Consider the following 18,901-nt stretch of genomic DNA (forward strand, 5'->3'; position numbering starts at 1 on the left):
TATTAACATGCTTTCAAAAATACAATTTAAAAAGAACACTCATTCTTAAAACAATACTAATCTCTTGATTTATTTAGACATGTCTTTTACTATCTTTACCTTATGTTTCCTAAAAAACTACATCATAAACTAGAAGAACGCGAGGCTTCTAATGCCCTAAGAGCATTAACAACGCCTACGCATTTGATTGACTTTTCATCAAACGATTATCTGGGTTTTGCAAAAAACAAAACCATCTTTAAGCAGGCACATGATTATTTAAACGGGCACGGTATAACTCAAAATGGTGCCACAGGTTCTCGTCTATTATCGGGTAATCATGCGTTGTATCCCCTTCTTGAAAATAGCATTTCAAATGTCCATAATAGTGACGCTGCTTTAATTTTTAATTCGGGGTATGATGCCAACATTGGTTTCTTTTCAAGTGTACCTCAACGCGGCGATATTATTTTTTTTGATGAATATATTCACGCCTCTATTAGAGATGGTATTTCCATGAGTCATGCTAAATCTTATAAATTTAAACATAATGATTTGGTGCATCTTGAAGCATTATTAAGACGTATACCCAAAGATCAAAATATTTATGTGGTTACCGAATCTGTATTCTCTATGGATGGTGACACACCCAATTTAAAAGCACTTTCAAAACTTTGCATCACAAATAAGGCGCTGTTGATTATAGATGAAGCACATGCTATTGGAGTTTTTGGTAATAAAGGTGAAGGACTTGTGCAACACCTAAAATTAGAAGCATCTGTTTTTGCCCGATTAATAACGTTTGGAAAAGCCATGGGATGTCATGGTGCAGCTATTTTGGGCAGTGCCCCTTTAAAACAATATTTAATTAATTTTTGTAGAAGCTTAATATACACTACGGCATTACCACCGCATAGCTTATCAACTATTCATGCGGCCTATAACGAACTGTTTGTATCTCATAGCAAGCAACAGTTACATCAAAACATTCTTCATTTTAAGAACGGTATCTTAAAACATAAGCTTCAAAACGCATTTATTGAAAGTCATTCTGCCATTCATTGCTGTATTGTTTCTGGTAATGACAGGGTAAAAACCATAGCAAAAACACTTCAAAACAAAGGCTTTGATGTTAAACCTATTTTATCTCCAACCGTACCAAAAGGTCAAGAACGCTTACGCTTTTGCTTACACAGTTATAATACAGAAACAGATATAGAACATGTACTCCAGCTTTTATCCTTAAATTTAAATCCATGAGTAATACTTTTAAAACTATTGCACGGTTTCAATATACAACAGAAGCTCAAATTATTAAGGGGCGACTGGAAGCCGAAGGCATTCAAGTATTTCTTTCAGACCATGTAACCATTGATACCGATCCACTGGTAAGTCAAGCTATTGGGGGCGTGAAATTAAAAGTACTATCTCAGGACGCTTTAAAGGCACAATATATACTTGAACGCATTAATAAATATGCTATTGATGATGAAGAAACACCCTTAAAATGTCCAAATTGCGGACATTCAAAAATAGGTATTTACTCTACAATTAATACCTTTAAATCACTTGTTGCTTTTATTATTGGATTTATCTTTGCAGCGCTTCCTTTTCACACCAGACACCTGTACCGCTGTGAAGATTGCAAAACCGAATTCAATTTAAAATGAGTACATATTTTATAACAGGAATTTCAACCGATGTAGGTAAAACAGTAGCCTCTGCCATAATTACCGAAGCCTTAAAGGCCGACTACTGGAAACCTGTGCAAGCGGGCGACTTAGACAATTGTGATACCCAAAAAGTAAAACGCTTGGTATCTAACTCAAGGTCTAAATACCATCCAAATGCCTATGCATTAAAAACCGCTATGAGTCCGCATGCCGCAGCTGATATTGACGGGATTTCTATAGACATAGAACACATAACCCCTCCCAAAACAGACAACCATTTGGTCATTGAAGGCGCTGGCGGCTTATTAGTCCCATTAAATGATAAACACACGGTATTTGATATCATTAAGCCAAACTATAAAGTTATCGTGGTTTCAAGGCATTATTTAGGCAGTATTAATCATACGTTATTAACCGTTAATTTGCTGAAAAAAACAGGTTTTGATGTCTATTTGCTTTTCAGTGGTAATAAGCATAAATCAACCGAAGATATCATTAAAAAAATGACACAGGTTCCCGTTATTGGCAGAATTAATGAAGAGCCTTATTTTGACCAAAATGTAGTAAAGGAATATGCCGAATTGTTTAAAAACAAATTATGACACTAAAAGAACGTGACCAAAAACACCTTTGGCACCCGCTAACGCAACATAAATTGCATCCTGAGTCTATTGCTATAAAAAAGGCTAAAGGTTGTATTCTGACGGATGAAGATGGTAATGACTATATTGATGCTATTGCTTCGTGGTACACCTGTATGTACGGCCATTGTAACACATACATTACCAACAGGGTTTCAGAACAAATGAAACAACTAGACCAAGTTGTTTTTAGTGGTTTTACACATGAACCCGCCGTTAAACTTTCGGAAGCTCTAATGGACATACTTCCTGATAATCAAAATAAAATATTTTTTAGCGATAATGGGTCAACATCAGTTGAAATTGGCTTAAAAATGGCCTTACAATACCATTTTAACACTAATGACAAACGAGATACCCTCATTGCCTTTGAAGGCGGTTTTCACGGCGATACCTTTGGCGCCATGAGTGTTTCTGGCTTATCTGTATACAATGGCCCTTTTGAAGACTTCTTTCTACAAGTAAAGCGCATTCCTGTCCCTAATGGCCATAATCACCAAGAGATTTTAAGCCTTCTCAAAACCATTATTGCAAAGCATCAGGTAGCGGGGTTTGTTTATGAACCTTTAGTGCAAGGTGCCGCCGCCATGAGCATGCATAATGCAGAAGGTTTAAATGCCATTTTAGAATTTTGTAAAGCTCATAACATCATCACTGTAGCCGATGAAGTGATGACCGGATTTGGCAAAACAGGTAAGCATTTTGCCTCACTACACCTTAGTACCAAACCAGATATTATGTGCCTTAGTAAAGCCCTAACTGGCGGCCTACTCCCTATGGCGCTTACCACTTGCTCACAACATATTTACAACGCATTTTACAGTGACAATATGAGCAAGGGACTATTTCACGGCCACACCTATTCTGCAAACCCATTAGCTTGTACAGCCGCCTTAGCTAGCATTGAATTATTACAATCACAAGACATTCAAAACAACATAAGCCGCATCATAGAATCCCATCAAACCTTTGGCGAAAAAATAAAACAACACCCCGAGGTTAAATCCGTTAGGCAAACAGGAATCATTTTTGCGCTAGACCTAAATATTGAAATGGAACGCTATGGCAATATGCGTGATCAACTCTTTAAATTCTTTATGAATCATGGGGTGTTTTTACGTCCGCTAGGCAACACCATATACATTCAAGCTCCATTTGTAATTACCCCTACCCAGCTCAACACGGTATATCAAGTTATTGAAAAAGCACTCAATACTTTTTAAGGCGTTACCGCAAGGGTCGAGGCTATCCGCTATATCTTTTTAATTTTTCCGAAAATTAAAAAGGATGCCGCTTCTATCCCTAACGCATAAGTATTACTTTTGCCGTTCATATTATACATGATAATGTACATCAAACATTAACATGATTAAATTTTGAAACAACATTTATGAATACCCCTATTTCAATAACCGCTATAGCATCCATTTCTGCATTGGGTAATTCGCCTAAGCATATTTGGGAAGGTTATTTAAATAACAAACATCATTTCACAACAAAAACAGTTTCAAAACAACCCGTGGTGGTGGCTCAAATTCCGCCAGATGTCCTAAAAGACATAGAAATACTCAAACAATCCGATCCTAAATACAAATCACTTGACCATTCGGTTTTATACGCTATTTACACATCAAGAAAAGCCGTAAAACAAGCTGGCTGGCAATCAACAGATCATTTTGGAGTAAACATAGGTTCCTCAAGAGGTGCCACAACACTTTTTGAAAAGTATTATGACGCATTTCTTGAAAACAATAAAGCCGAAACTCTTAGCTCACCAACAACAACACTAGGCAACATTGCCTCATGGGTAGCGCATGATTTACAAACTAACGGACCAGAAATAAGCCATTCTATTACCTGTTCAACGGCATTACATGCCATGCTCAATGGCATTGCTTGGATAAATGCAGGTATGTGTTCTAAATTTTTGGTAGGTGGTAGTGAGGCTCCTTTAACACCATTTACCATTGCACAAATGCAAGCCCTTAAAATCTACACCAAGCAAAACACCAATTTTCCGTGTCGCGCTTTAGATTTTAACAAAACTAAAAACACCATGGTTTTAGGTGAGGGCGCCGCCATGGTATGTTTAGAAGCTGGCCGCCCAACAAATGCTTTAGCAACTATATCAGGTTATGGTTACGCTACAGAGGTTTTAAAACATAATATCTCCATTTCAAGTGATGCAAAATGTTTTCAAAAATCTATGAAAATGGCCTTAGGCAACATTAACCCTGATGAAGTTGATGCTATTGTCATGCATGCACCAGGCACCATAAAAGGTGATCTTTCAGAATTTAAGGCTGTTGAAAAAATATTTTGTAACAAAAGGCCTTTTTTAACTACAAATAAATGGAAGATAGGTCACACCTTTGGCGCATCCGGAACGCTAAATATTGAACTCGCTGTATTCATGTTACAGTATCAAAAATGTATTGGTGTACCATATATAGACAACCCTAAACCTCCTAAAAAGCTGAACCATATTCTTGTAAATGCTGTTGGCTTTGGAGGAAATGCCGTTTCTATTTTACTTTCAAAATAACGTTGTAAGATTATACAAAAAGTCTTACATTTAGTACCAAATAGCTAAAGCACTATTCCGTAGTACAAAATATCTATTTGGCATAATTCTTTAATCTTTTAAATTTTAAAACTATGGAGTGGTACTCAAGTTTAGAACTTTTTCCAAAGATTTTTTGGAGCATTGCACTTTTAGGATCGCTAGTTTTTATTTTAGTAATTATTACCACGTTTATTGGTGGTGATTCTGGCGATCTTGACACCGATGCTGAAATTGATGCCGATACCGGTATTGGTTTTCAATTCATCACTTTTAAGAACTTAATAGGCTTTTTCACTCTTTTTGGCTGGACAGGCATAGCCTGTATTGATGCAGGATTATCAAAACCTATAACCATTATTATTGCGTTGCTTGCAGGCCTCATTATGATGAGTATCATGGCCGCTATGTTTTATTACATGCGTAAACTTAATGATAGTGGCACATTAGTGTACAAAAACGCCATAGGTGGTGTTGGTGAAGTGTATTTAACCATTGGGGCTAAACGCTCTTCAATAGGAAAAGCACACATACGTATTCAAGGCGCATTAAGAGAACTTGAAGCGCTTACAGATGCCGAAACCGACTTAAAATCAGGAACTGTTATTACCGTAAAGTCGGTAACTAAAAACGGTATTTTAATTGTAGAACAACTTAACTAAAAAAAGATATGTTATCCATTTCTTCATTACAAGCCTTTAATATAGGCTTTCCAATGGCTATTATAGCTGCTGTATTTTTTGTATTTGTTTTTTTTATCATCCTTGTTAGACGCTATAAACGTTGTCCTTCAGACCGCATTTTAGTAGTTTACGGTAAGGTAGGCGGCGGGCAATCAGCCAAATGTATTCATGGTGGTGCTGCTTTTATTTTTCCAGTGATTCAAGATTATGAATTTCTTGATTTAACACCAATTTCAATTGAAGTTAATCTGGTCAATGCCTTATCAAAACAAAACATTCGTGTTAATGTGCCCTCTCGTTTTACCATTGGTGTATCTACCGAACCTGGGGTAATGCAAAATGCGGCCGAACGTTTATTAGGCCTTTCTATGAGCGATGTGCAAGAACTAGCCAAAGAGATTATTTTTGGGCAATTACGTTTGGTAGTAGCCTCTATGGATATTGAAGAGATTAACTCAGACCGTGATAAGTTTCTTACAAATATTTCACAAAGTGTAGAATCTGAACTTAAAAAAGTAGGGTTAAAGCTTATTAACGTAAACATTACTGATATTGTTGATGAGTCTGGATATATAGAAGCGCTAGGTAAAGAAGCGGCTGCTCACGCCATTAATGCGGCTCGAAAATCGGTTGCCGAGAAAAATAGAGACGGATCAATTGGTGAAGCCAATGCGGTTCAAGATGAGCGCACTCAAGTAGCCGAACTAAATGCTATGGCTAAAATAGGCGAAGCTAATGCCATGCAAAATGAAAGAACGCAAGTTGCTGCGGCCAACGCTCAGGCTAAAATAGGCGAAGCTAATGCCAGTCAAACGGAGCGTGTTCAAACCGCAAGTGCTATTGCCTTAGCTAAAATTGGGGAGGCCGAAGCCTTAAAAGAAGAACGCATTAAAACATCCGAAGCTAATGCACGTGCTATTGATGGAGAAAATATTGCCAAAATTTCTATTGCAGAATCGGATGCCAAACGTAGAGAGCGTGAGGCGGAAGCAGAAAAAAGAGCTATTGCTGCTGAAAAGGTTCAAGCAGCAAAAGCCTTGGAAGAGGCCTATGCAGCCGAGAAGAAAGCAGAAGAAGCTAGAGCAGACAGAGAACGTTCATCACAATTAGCAGATATTATTGTTCCTGCAGAAATTGATAAACGTAAAGTAGAAATTGACGCCGAAGCGGAAGCAGAAAATATAAGGAGAATTGCAAAAGGTGAAGCCGATGCTATACTTTTAAAAGCACAAGCTGAAGCTGAAGGTTTATATGAAGTATTAACCAAACAAGCCGCTGGTTTAGACCAAATAGTTAAAGCAGCCGGTAATAATTCAAAAGATGCCGTTCTTTTACTAATCGCTGATAAATTACCTGAATTAGTTAAAACACAAGCCGAAGCCATTAAAAACATTAAGATTGATAAAGTTACCGTTTGGGAAAATGGAGGTTCTAAAGATGGGAAATCATCAACGGCCAATTTCTTATCGGGTATGTATAAATCCGTTCCGCCATTACAAGACATGTTTAATATGGCAGGCATGCAATTACCCGAGTACTTAAGTGGTAAAGAGGTAGAGAGTGACAATCCTAAAACGAAACCTACGCCTCCTACATCTGATACCAAAAATAACGATTCGCAACCTGAAGCATAACAAAATCATCCGCTAAATAGCGGATGATTTTTTTTCAATACTTTTACACATATACCTAAAAACATTGTGCTATGAAATCTATTTTAACCTTTCTTGCATTACTTCTGTTTCTAACACCAATTTTATTAATAGCCCAACCAGACCCTGATATTTTTGACAAATTTGAGTCAAAATTCTACAATATTGATGGCTACAATATCAATGTTGAAATAAAAGGATCAGGAGACCCTATTTTCTTTTTACCTGGTGGCCCAGGAAATTCTCATGATTACATGCAAGGTTGTTTTGGGCACTATTACAAAAACAAAACTGTAGTATTTTTTGATTTTTTAGGTAGAGGCAAAAGTGATGATGCCAAAAACGTTTCAGAATACTCAGTTGAAAATGATGTTGCACTTATTGAAAAACTTCGCGTATTACTAGATTTTGACAAAATTTCACTCGTTGGACATTCCTACGGCACTGTACCCGCACAGGCCTATGCCATAAAGTACCCTAATCATGTGAATCAAATGATGCTTATTAGCGGGTTTCACTCAGGGGCCATGTGGCAAGCAAACTGTGATAGTTATAACCACTATGCTAAAACCCATTTCCCTGAAAAGTGGCAACAAGTAGATTCCCTTCGTGCTTTAGGCTATGTATCAAGTCAGGAGCCCCTAAAAACGCTTTACGGCAATTTTCCAACCAAATACATCTATTACCATAACACGAAAATTCAATCGAACCGACCAAAAACGAAATACCGAAATTGGAACAATGATGTGTATACTACCATTATAGGTATTGATGGCGATTTTGATGTGTCTGGTAGCATGATTAACCAAGACTATAGGCAACAACTAAAACATGTAAAGGCTAAAACACTTATTGTAGCGGGACGATATGACGGGGTTTCAACGCCAGAGTTCAATGTTCAATACAAAATATTCATGCCTCAAGCCCAATTTGTCATGTTTGAAGATAGTGCACACAACCCTTATTTAGAGGAACCCGATAAATTTTATACCCTATTTAATACTTTTTTCAATATAAAATAGGTTATTTTTGAGCCAAATTTTGAATTTGATTTTATGAGCGAGACTAGACACAACTGGACGAAAGAAGAAATTTTAGAAATATACAACAAACCGTTCATGGAATTGCTCTATGAAGCAGCTACGGTTCATAGATTGCATCACGACCCTAATGTAGTGCAAGTATCTACGCTATTATCTATAAAAACAGGAGGTTGTTCTGAAGATTGTGGTTATTGTCCGCAAGCTGCGCGTTATCACACAGATATTGAAGGTAATGATTTAATGTCTGTACAACAGGTAAAAGCACAAGCGTTGCGTGCTAAATCTACAGGAAGCTCTCGTGTGTGTATGGGTGCCGCATGGCGAAATGTAAAAGATGGCGAAGAGTTTGATCAAGTTTTAGAAATGGTAAGAACCATTAATAAACTAGATATGGAAGTTTGCTGTACCTTAGGCATGGTTACTGAAAATCAAGCCAAACGCTTAGCCGAAGCTGGCTTGTATGCTTACAATCATAATTTAGACTCTTCAGAAGAATATTATAAAGAAGTGATTTCAACACGTGGCTATCAAGATCGTTTAGACACTATTGACAATGTACGTAAAACCAATGTTACCGTGTGTAGTGGTGGTATTATTGGTATGGGCGAAAGTATTGAAGACCGCGCAGGTATGCTTGTAGCACTTTCAACCTTAAATCCGCAACCAGAGTCTACCCCAATTAATGCTTTAGTGGCTGTTGAAGGCACGCCACTTGAAGATCAAAAACCCGTATCAATTTGGGACATGGTGCGCATGGTAGCAACAACCCGAATAGTTATGCCTGAGACGCAAGTGCGCTTAAGTGCAGGCAGAACGCAAATGACTAGAGAAGGTCAGGCTATGTGTTTCTTTGCTGGAGCAAACTCCATTTTTGCGGGCGATAAATTATTAACTACACCAAACCCTGATGTGAATGAGGACATGGAAATGTTTGCAGTTTTAGGTATGAAACCACAAAAACCGTTCACTAAAAAGGTTCAGCCTAAAACAGTTGAAGCTGCAGAATCTCAATTCGAGGCTTTAGGTGAAAAACCAAAATGGACTCGCCCAGAGCATATTATTGAGCGTAACGAGGCTGCAAAGGCCAAAGCAAAAACGCTTAAATAAACGAATTTAATATAAACACAAATGCCATCCAAATCATTGGATGGCATTTGTGTTTATACACTATTTTAAAGTAGTGCTCAATTATTCATCTTCAAGTTTCCAGGTTCTAACCCAATCAATCTTCATAGTGTTTATAGTATCATCTAACAAATCATTCTTTAAAGCTAAACCACCTATCCAATCGGCATCAAATGTCCATAAATCAAAAATAATCTCTAGTTCTCTGGTAAATTCACGATTAGGATAAATTGATCCCGATCTATCTTCACCAACCGTAACACTACCAACAGCCTCTCCATTTAAATAAAATTGAATATTTTTAGAATCCTTCCACCACACACCAAATGTTTGATAGGCTTCATTCCATTTCACTCCACGCGCCGGATTAGCTTCTGATAAATTAATATTATTAAAGTTATCATCATTTCTAATGGTAACAGGATTCAAGCTAGAATCAGCATGAAAATATTGAGAATTCATTGTGGTTGGGTAATCTGGCTTACATCCACAAGACGGTTTTGAATTATTTTCAATGATATCAATCTCATCTCTATTATTAATATCCCCATTATTAAGCCAATATGTATTATATGCAGATATATGTGCTGCTTTAATTCTTGCTTCTGTATACATTGGGTATTTAGTTTCATCGATAGAATGAATTCGTGCTGTTTGAAACCAACGCCCCTCAGGATTACTCTCATTCAACGTTGCCTTTATCCAAAGATTACCATTAGAAACACCAGAATTTTCTCCAGAGGTTGACATATACACTGGCACACCATAATTCCATGTAGACTTAAACCATTTAGAGCTATCCCAAAAGTTAAACTCATCAGACATACTTTCTAATTTAACCCACTTTTTACCTGCAGGCGTTGTATTATCAATAGACACGAAAGACGGAAAATTAGGATCTATATTTGCAAAATCTTCTGAAGTTGGTTCAGATTTATTCACAGTTATATGCACTGTTGCCGTATCACTATCACCATCGGCATCTGTAAGTGAATATGTAAAGGAATCAGCTCCATGGAAATCAGCATTTGGAACATACTCAAAAACACCATCAGAAACCTCTGAAACCGTACCATTACCAGCATTATTTAACAAACTAAAATCATCCCCGTCACCTCCATCAGATCCGATTACATCATTTTGAGAAACATTTATCCTATTTCCTTCACCAGCACCACTATTTTCATCAACTGTTAAAGTATCATCATTGGCAATAGGCTCACTATTTACCTCAGTAACCGTGACACTAACCATTGCAGAATCCTTATCACCATCTGCATCTGTTAACGTATACATAAAGCTATCCTCTCCAAAATAATTAGGATTTGGCAAATACTCAAAAACACCATCGCTTACCTCTGTTACATTTCCATTTTTAGGTGCTTCTAGTATACTATAATCATTTCCTTTTCCACCATCCTTTCCAATATTGTCATTGGCCGAGACTACTACCTGATTTTGTTTCCCAGGCACACTATTTTCATTAACAACTAAACTGTCATCATTTGCTGAAGGAAAATCATTAGTCTCAGAATTATCGTCACCACCACAGCTTACCATAATGTATGTAAACACAAGTAAAATTAGCATTAAAAGCCTCATTTCTTTAATCAATTTAATCAGTTTCATCTTTCTTTTTGTTTATTTAGCATTTCAAATCTACAAGAAAACCTGAGGTTATACTATAGTTTAGCCAATTGTCAAGTTCTTATCAAGTGAATTTTAACTTTTCTTGTAAGCACCTTGGGTGTCTCTGACAAAAGATAAAAAGACCTGCTTATACAAAAGCATAATTACAACACAGGTCTTACAAAAATCTATTAACATATTTCGTGTCGATTTATTAACTTTACCTGATAAAAACCAAAGCAACGTTGTCACTAAACTTACAGGATATTCCGCGCGTGAAAACCATTACCAAAGCGGAATTTTTAAAAGATTACTTTAAACCACAAAAACCAGTGGTTATTGAGCGTTTTATAGAAGATTGGCCAGCCTATTCTAAATGGAATTTAGATTACATGAAAAATATTGGGGGTGATTTAACCGTTCCATTGTATGATGACAGACCGGTTGACTACAAGGACGGTTTTAACGAACCACATGCCAAAATGAAGCTGGGTGAATACATCGATTTACTCAAAAGAGAACCCACTAAATACCGTATTTTTCTATGGAATGCATTAAAAGAAATTCCTGAATTACAGAAAGACTTTACATTTCCTGATTTTGGACTACGCCTTATGAAAGGCATACCCATGTTATTTTTTGGCGGAGAAGATTCCTATACGTTTATGCATTATGACATTGACTTAGCCAATATTTTTCACTTTCATTTTGAAGGAAAAAAACAATGCATTTTGTTTGATCAAAACCAAAACGAATACCTGTATAAAATACCCCATTCACTCATCACCAGAGAAGATATTGATTTTAACAACCCTGATTTTAAAAAATGGCCCATGCTAAAAAAAGCAATAGGTTATAAAACTGAACTTAATCATGGTGAAGTATTGTATATGCCCGAGGGCTATTGGCATTATATGCGCTATCTTACGCCTGGATTTTCTATGAGTTTACGTGCTATGGCCCGAAACCCTAAAAACTTTAGCAAGGCGGTTTACAATGTATTTGTGATGCGGAGTTTTGATAATATGATGCGCCGCATTAAGGGGCAAAAATGGATTGATTGGAAGAATGAGCAAGCCATTTTAAGAACTCATAAACAACTTTAAATTTAAGTTTGTTTTTGCCGTACTTATAATATCTTTGCAACTAATTTTTAAACAATCAAACATGAAACATTTTGCGCTATTAGTAGCTGTTTTCAGTATAACCTTAGCCAGTTCTCAAGCCTATATAGGGGCAAACGACAACAAATTTCAAGTAGGAGTTAATTTGCAAAACCATGCCACAGGTATTCATGCTAGTTATGACTTTGGTTTGGGAGAAAACATTTCAGTTGGGGTATCTTCAACCTATGCCTTAGGCGTTAATGAAAATATAGATGCCGATTTTGGCGATCGTTTTGATGTAAGAGGCCGCTTTAATGCTAACCTAGGCAACGTGATTAATGTAGATGAAAATTTTGATTTGTACCCAGGCCTAAGTTTAGGACTTAGAAACTTTGGTGGTCATCTAGGGGCGCGTTACTTCTTCAGTTCAGGGTTTGGTTTATATACCGAGTTTGGGGTGCCTTTAGCCAAATACAAAACAGGAGATTTAACCCCCGCTCAAAAATTAAACAATCAATTTAATGTAAATATTGGTGCTTCATTTAGTTTATAAATAAACTATTCGTTTAAAGCAACAAGGCGCATGGTCTAGTAACACCAAAACTAGATTATGCGTCTTTTTTTATATCACAAAAGCCTGAGTTAAGAAATTAATTCATGAGCTTTTTCATATACTAAATAAGATTCCCAACCACGATATAAAAAATAGTCTGTAAATTTCTTACGCTTCTTGTAAATATTAACTTCCTTAATGCTTTTTGCCTTTTTTTCTGACAAAGCGTTAAAAACTTCGATGTATTCCCCTTCATCAATTTCAGCAAGTGCTTGATTTATATTAACTTTGGAAATGTCTTTTCGCTTTAGTTCTAAAGTTAATCGGCAACGTCCCCAACGTTTTATATTGAACTTTCCACGTACAAATGTTTTGGCAAAACGTTCTTCATTAAGAAAGTTATGTTGTAAAAGATGAACCACAATCACATCAATAGCCTCGGGTATCATATGCATGGTTTCTAGTTTTTTTCTAACCTCTTGATGACAGCGTTCTTGGTACGCACAATAGTGCTCTAATTTTTTAGTAGCCTCTTGTAGTGTATATGTTTTTTTTGATAGCATAAGTGCTCAAAAATAACAACTATTAATAAACCAACGAATGAAAATTTATAAAAGCCAAATCTTAGGCATAAAAACATACGCGTTATGAAAAAAACAACACTGCTTATTGTTTTAATATTACTGTTTCGTTTAGGGTTTGGGCAGATTGTGGCATGGGACATGGATGGTAATAATGGAGATGAAGTAACCTTTCAAGACACAACTCATGATCTAGGATTGATTATTTCCACATTAAGTAGAGGGTCTGGATTAACACCGAGACAACTTACTAACGCTTTTTCTTCTGGAAACTTCACCGTTAATGGTTCTCAAGCAGATGCTTTAAGCAACAATGACTATTTGGAATTTCAAATTTCTGCAACTAACGGGTATCGAGTTTCTTTATACACTTTAGATGTAAATTTAAGAAGAACAGCTACGGGTCCTGAGTTCTTTCTATGGCAATACAGTCTTGATGGCATTACTTTTACTAATATTGGTAATCCATTTAACTACTCCATAGACAGCTCAGCTACTTCTCAAACTCAAATTAATTTATCAACTATTTCTGAATTACAAAATGTTGCTTTTGGTACAACAATAAGTTTTCGACTCTATGGCTGGGGTGCTAAAGATGGTAATGGAACTTTTTCAGTTGGACCATTACCAGGGGACGACCTTAGTTTAGATGGCATTGTTAATTTGATTCCTACATGCTCGGGAATTACAACGACTTGGGATGGCACGTCATGGACTCCTTCTACTCCAACATCATCAGATGAAGCAATAATAAATGGTGATTACAATTCTTTAACGATTGATAATATTGATTGTTGTAAGTTAACAATTAACTCCCCATATGTTTTAACTGTAGATAATGGTTCTTATGTAAGTGTTGAAAATGATGTTTTTGTAAACGGTACTCTTTTTGTTGAGACCCAAGGAAGTTTTGTTCAAAGCAGTGCCAACGGAATTTTCCAAATTAGCTCTAGCGGCAGCGCATCAATTACCAAAACAACTAGAATATACAATGACGCCGGTTTACACTATGTTTATTGGGGATCACCAGTAAAAAGTGCAAATATAGTTTCTACATTTCCTTTACCCGATGACAACAGAAGATATTTTTTCAATGCCGCTAACTATTTAGACCAACATACGGTAGGAACAAACAATGGTATTCCTGATGATATTGATGATGATGGTAACGATTGGCAAACTGCAGCTGGTGTGATGACTCCAGGAATTGGGTATGCGGTAACAACAGTTGCCCCTCCTCCTGTACCAGGACCAATTAACTATACTGATCAGGCAACATTTTCTGGTGTTTTTAATACTGGAGAAGTCAATGTTACTGTTTATAGAAATGATGATGAACTTAATGATAGTAATTGGAACCTAATAAGCAATCCTTACCCCTGCGCCATAAGTACCGATGCTTTCTTTGACCAAAATGAATATGATATTTCTACAAACCCAACTGGTACTCTTGAAGGAGTAATTTACTTGTGGACCCACAACAGCATGGCAAGTGATTTAAATCCGGGAAATTACGCATATAACTTCAGCCAAGACGACTATGCCTATATAAACAGATCTGGGGGCGTAGCCGCAATAAGTGGAGGTGAGACTCCAAACAAGTATATCCCTTCTGGACAAGGATTTTTCATCGCAATGTCAAATGATGGTCAAACAAACGGAGGTTCATACCCAATTTTTACTGGCATAGCTTCTTTTACTAACAATATGAGAATGGCTGATATAACAAGCAATAGTCAGTTTTTTAAAATTTCTAATTCAAAAACAAAATCAATTAAAGACTCCAATAAACTATGGATAAATTTAACTTCTGATAATGGAGTATTCAATCAAATCTTAATTTCTTATATAAAAGGGGCATCCGACAACCTAGACAAATCATCATATGACACAAAAAGAATACCAACAGGAAGTGCAAGTGTATTGTATTCAAGAATAGATAATTCAGATGAAAAATTTGTTATACAAGGAAAGAATCCAACTAGCATCAACCCCGAAGAAATCATTACCCTAGGTTTTAAAACCACCATTGATGTTCCTACCATTTATACCTTATCTATCCCGCAACTAACAGGTGATTTTTTAACCTTAAATCCTGTTTATTTAAAAGACAAGCTATTAAACAAAACACATGATTTATCGGCCTCTGAGTATAATTTTACCTCAGAAGTTGGTGAGTTTAATGACCGTTTTGAAGTGTTATTTCAAAATAGTACCTTATCAACAACCGAAAATAACACCGCTGTTAACAGCTTAGATATTGTGCCTTTAAATGACAACGATATGCAGTTCACAACAGCTCCTAACTTAACCATTAAATCGATTGAATTATTTGATCTTTTAGGACGCTCTTTATACCGCTTAAACGGAAGTAACCACTCTGAAATTTATAGTTTACCTCGTTTAAAGGGTGTGTTTTTTGCCAAAGTGCATCTATCAAATGGTACTGTAATAACCAAAAAAGCAGTAAAAAAATAACTTTAAACTATTTAAGACCACCATGCCTCAAAATCTGCTTTTGGATTTTGAGGTTTTTTATAGGCTATACTTTAAGGCTAGAATAACATTTCTGCCCGCAGCCCCAATCCCCGAGGAATAGGTTTTATAACGTTGATTGGTTATATTCTCTAAACTAGCCATTATAGCTAACGATTCATGTATTTGATACTGCGCCCTAATATTAAGTGTAACCCATGACGGACTGTAAGGGTTTCCGTTAGCATCTAAGGCATAAATGTAATCTTTCTCAATTTCTGAAGGGGCTAATTGATTGGCTGATAATTCTCCATTATAATTGGCAAACACATCAAACTTCATCTTATTATTACTCCAAATAAGATGCGTATTCCCAAACTGAGGTGCCACATGCCTCACGGGTACTTCTATATTTCCGTAGGCCTCCGTACCACCTGTAATATTGTATTGCGATGTTAACTTCAGTTGGTTTGTAAACCTAATGTTTAAGCCGACTTCAAAACCATAAATCCACGCCTTTGAAGCGTTTTGAATAGCTTGAATGTTACTTAATTCGCCATCATATATAATGTTGGATTGACCATTTAACGTATAATCCCTTCGTACTAAAGCATTATCTAAATAGGTATAATACGTATTCATATCTAACAACACTTTTCCATCAAAATCTAACAGCACACCTAATTCACCTCCATAAGCAAATTCTGGTTTTAAATATTCATTAGGCACCACTACAGATCCTGGTTCAGAATCAAACACTTTACCAATATCATCTATATTAGGTGCTCTAAAGGCCGATGAAGCATTCAATTTCCATTGAATCCTATCATTAGGTGACCAACTAATTCCAGCCGTTCCTGTAAGGGCACTTGACTCGTTTATAGATTGATTAAAAGGTAGATGTAAAAATGTATTATTTTCTGTAAAATCGGCTCTAGAAATCACATGATTAAAACGTAAACCCGATTGAAATACAAACTTTGTATTGGGTTTATATTTTAAGCTAGCATACACCGCTCCCGATTGCCAGCTTGCCCCATTGGGATATCTTGAAACGGCTTTTTCGCGCTCACCCGTCATTATATTCTGAGTTTCGCCATGCGACATTATTTTGTTATACACATACTCGGCACCATAGAAAAAATGTGTTTTGGGTGTTATAATTTTTTCAAAATCAAGATTAAAGGAATACGCATCTACCGCTTCTTCCCTAATGCGTCTTATATCTGATTGGTAATCTCTGTCTTTCCTGCTTTCTTGAAAATTTTGATAGGCCACCGTAGCTTTAATTTTATTATAAAAACTAGAACGGCTGCTTAACTTGGTCATTTGAAAGTTACTCATAAACCATGACTGCGGACCGTAGTGCCATTCTGCAGATCGTAATTGATCACCTTTATAGCGTATTAATCTATCATACCGCGGTATGTCAGAAGTTGTGGTATAAAATAGTCCGACATCAAAACTAAAATCTTTCTCTGCAGTATACCGTACTTTCTGCATCACATTATACTGTTTGTACCCCGAAAATCGCTGCAATCTTGAGTTTGTATTGGGTACTATTTTGTCACCGCTTCTGGAAACTTCAATAAACTCAGGCCTTAAATAATCATTAGGCCCTTGGCGCCCCATTTTTAAATCATCAAAATCTGTATAACTCACACTAGTAATAAAACCCCATTTTCTGTACCCTAAATTGAAATCGAAATGCCCTGTTTTTTCCTGACTTGCCGATGCATACCTTACAACAGCATTTCCTTTTAGGTTTAACCCCTCTGTATACGAAAGTTCAGGCTTTTTGGTATAAAAACTCATCACACCACCTACAGCATCACTTCCATAAATAACAGAACCTGCGCCGAGCGTTACCTCTGTATTCTGAAGTGAAAATGGATCAATAGAAATAACATTTTGAAGGTTACCTCCTCTAAAAATGGCATTATTCATGCGTACACCGTCAACAGTAATTAGCAGTCGGTTTGTAGAAAACCCTCTTATCATTGGGCTTCCGCCTCCTAATTGACTTTTTTGAACATAAACCTGTCCCGTTTTTTCTAAAACATCGGCACTTGTTTGAGGATTAGTAAATGTAATTTCTTTAGCATCTATACTGATGATTTTTTGAGGGATATCTTTTTTACTTTGTTCAAACTTTGATGCTGAAATTACCACTTCTTGTAGGTCTTGCGTATTAGATTCTAAATAAACTCTGTTAGAATGACCAATAGCATTTTTTGAGAGCCTTTTTAAAACATGTGATAAATGTTTAAAATAGATGATTTCTGTACTTGAAAAATCCTGCAATGAAGCTTCCCCTCGAAAATTTGTAACCGTACTTTTTGATTTGTCTACATTATATATGGCAACACCGAAAATCGGTTCATTAGTCTGTTTATTTAAAACCTTTATATTTTGAGCATAAAACCTTGTAAACGCAAGCAATAGAAAGAAAAGAATAGAAAACGACCTCATTTTTAACTAAAAACTTGATTAAATACCTGCAATGACTTAGGGGTTTTAAAACTCCCCAAATGTAGTTCAAAATAAAGCAAAATCATATTTAAAAAAGACTGCCTTTGTTTAGCATTAATCTTAATTTCTGGTAAAGCATCAAATGTTGTGCCTAACAACTGTTTTAGGAGCTCTAAATTGTCTCCAGTGATACAATATTTACTTGTATACTTAGACTCAAATTTACCTTCATTCAAATCAAAAAAAGCATAATCAATATGAGAAACATCTGGATAAAACCCTAAATACTTAGATAATTTCAATAAAAACAACAAATGAAAGTTAGCGTATTCAGATTGTGTATCAAGCCATAATAGCGTATGTTCTATATAGCTATAAAGCGGTTCATTCGCTTCTTCTTCTTGCAATGTACTACTTAAAACCTCTGCTAAAAACATAACAACAGCTCCCTTAAGTATATGTGAATGTAATGTAGTATACATGTGACTCACCTTAATGTCTTTTATGTATTGTAATGACTTTTTAGGTTTGAAATCTGTAATGACTTGAAGCTGTGACAAGGGTTGAAAATAGGCTACTTTTGCACCTCCTTTCTTACTCTTTAAAACACCATGAAGCAAAAAACTTACCACACCTTTTTGCTGGGTGTAACATTTTACGATTAAGTCGGATTCTTTAAATTTTAGCTTTGAAAGAACAATAGCGTTAGTGGTAAGTAGCATAGTT

At 36.2% G+C, this 18,901-nt stretch carries 16 protein-coding genes; 12 read left to right on the forward strand and 4 right to left on the reverse strand.

Annotation, left to right across the window (positions count from 1 at the left end; all coding sequences use genetic code 11):
- The first annotated feature begins 102 nt into the window (after positions 1-102).
- The 9 genes from FGF67_RS00160 (at position 103) to bioB (ending at position 9,341) form a co-directional block, all read left to right on the forward strand.
- Complete coding sequence (locus FGF67_RS00160) at positions 103-1,239, forward strand: aminotransferase class I/II-fold pyridoxal phosphate-dependent enzyme (protein WP_139694439.1); 1,137 nt, start codon at positions 103-105, stop codon at positions 1,237-1,239.
- On the forward strand, positions 1,236-1,649 hold the full coding sequence (locus tag FGF67_RS00165; RefSeq protein ID WP_139694440.1) for a putative signal transducing protein: 414 nt from the start codon (positions 1,236-1,238) through the stop codon (positions 1,647-1,649). The genes FGF67_RS00160 and FGF67_RS00165 overlap by 4 nt, the downstream gene beginning before the upstream one ends.
- Complete coding sequence (gene bioD, locus FGF67_RS00170; RefSeq protein WP_139694441.1) at positions 1,646-2,254, forward strand: dethiobiotin synthase; 609 nt, start codon at positions 1,646-1,648, stop codon at positions 2,252-2,254. Before FGF67_RS00165 ends, bioD begins: the two co-directional genes overlap by 4 nt.
- Positions 2,251-3,516, forward strand: coding sequence for an adenosylmethionine--8-amino-7-oxononanoate transaminase (gene bioA, locus FGF67_RS00175; RefSeq protein WP_139694442.1), 1,266 nt, complete (start codon positions 2,251-2,253; stop codon positions 3,514-3,516). The genes bioD and bioA overlap by 4 nt, the downstream gene beginning before the upstream one ends.
- A 167-nt stretch (positions 3,517-3,683) precedes the next feature.
- Positions 3,684-4,838, forward strand: a complete 1,155-nt coding sequence (locus FGF67_RS00180; protein ID WP_139694443.1) for a beta-ketoacyl synthase N-terminal-like domain-containing protein — start codon at positions 3,684-3,686, stop codon at positions 4,836-4,838.
- Positions 4,839-4,951: 113 nt separating this feature from the next.
- Complete coding sequence (locus FGF67_RS00185) at positions 4,952-5,518, forward strand: hypothetical protein (protein WP_139694444.1); 567 nt, start codon at positions 4,952-4,954, stop codon at positions 5,516-5,518.
- An 8-nt stretch (positions 5,519-5,526) separates the two neighbouring features.
- The gene (locus tag FGF67_RS00190; RefSeq protein ID WP_199240629.1) at positions 5,527-7,173 is read left to right on the forward strand and encodes a flotillin family protein; all 1,647 of its coding nucleotides are present in this window, start codon (positions 5,527-5,529) and stop codon (positions 7,171-7,173) included.
- 71 nt (positions 7,174-7,244) lie between these two features.
- Positions 7,245-8,213 carry an alpha/beta fold hydrolase gene (locus FGF67_RS00195; protein WP_139694445.1) on the forward strand — a complete coding sequence of 323 codons (969 nt, stop codon included), beginning with the start codon at positions 7,245-7,247 and terminating at the stop codon, positions 8,211-8,213.
- Positions 8,214-8,246: 33 nt separating this feature from the next.
- Complete coding sequence (gene bioB, locus FGF67_RS00200; protein ID WP_139694446.1) at positions 8,247-9,341, forward strand: biotin synthase BioB; 1,095 nt, start codon at positions 8,247-8,249, stop codon at positions 9,339-9,341.
- An 81-nt stretch (positions 9,342-9,422) separates the two neighbouring features.
- Here bioB and FGF67_RS00205 read toward each other — a convergent pair whose 3' ends face one another.
- Positions 9,423-10,988 (reverse strand): Ig-like domain-containing protein, encoded by a 1,566-nt coding sequence (locus FGF67_RS00205; protein WP_139694447.1) that lies wholly within the window; start codon positions 10,986-10,988, stop codon positions 9,423-9,425.
- Positions 10,989-11,233: 245 nt separating this feature from the next.
- Between FGF67_RS00205 and FGF67_RS00210 the strand changes: the two genes are divergently transcribed.
- Both FGF67_RS00210 and FGF67_RS00215 read left to right on the forward strand, forming a co-directional pair.
- On the forward strand, positions 11,234-12,094 hold the full coding sequence (locus FGF67_RS00210; RefSeq protein ID WP_139694448.1) for a cupin-like domain-containing protein: 861 nt from the start codon (positions 11,234-11,236) through the stop codon (positions 12,092-12,094).
- 61 nt (positions 12,095-12,155) lie between these two features.
- The gene (locus FGF67_RS00215; protein ID WP_139694449.1) at positions 12,156-12,647 is read left to right on the forward strand and encodes a DUF6646 family protein; all 492 of its coding nucleotides are present in this window, start codon (positions 12,156-12,158) and stop codon (positions 12,645-12,647) included.
- Positions 12,648-12,736: 89 nt separating this feature from the next.
- Here the strand turns inward: FGF67_RS00215 and FGF67_RS00220 are convergent, their stop codons facing one another.
- Positions 12,737-13,210 carry a regulatory protein RecX gene (locus FGF67_RS00220; RefSeq protein ID WP_139694450.1) on the reverse strand — a complete coding sequence of 158 codons (474 nt, stop codon included), beginning with the start codon at positions 13,208-13,210 and terminating at the stop codon, positions 12,737-12,739.
- Between the two features lie 84 nt (positions 13,211-13,294).
- On the opposite strand from FGF67_RS00220, the gene FGF67_RS00225 reads away from it, so the two are divergent.
- Entirely contained in the window at positions 13,295-15,706 is a 2,412-nt protein-coding gene (locus tag FGF67_RS00225; RefSeq protein ID WP_139694451.1) for a T9SS type A sorting domain-containing protein, read from the forward strand.
- Positions 15,707-15,763: 57 nt separating this feature from the next.
- Here FGF67_RS00225 and FGF67_RS00230 read toward each other — a convergent pair whose 3' ends face one another.
- On the reverse strand, positions 15,764-18,175 hold the full coding sequence (locus FGF67_RS00230; RefSeq protein ID WP_139694452.1) for a TonB-dependent receptor: 2,412 nt from the start codon (positions 18,173-18,175) through the stop codon (positions 15,764-15,766).
- 2 nt (positions 18,176-18,177) lie between these two features.
- Complete coding sequence (gene recO / locus FGF67_RS00235) at positions 18,178-18,897, reverse strand: DNA repair protein RecO (RefSeq protein WP_139694453.1); 720 nt, start codon at positions 18,895-18,897, stop codon at positions 18,178-18,180.
- Positions 18,898-18,901: the final 4 nt, after the last annotated feature.

It is taken from the genome of Allotamlana fucoidanivorans, assembly GCF_006265225.1.
GTDB lineage: Bacteria > Bacteroidota > Bacteroidia > Flavobacteriales > Flavobacteriaceae > Allotamlana > Allotamlana fucoidanivorans.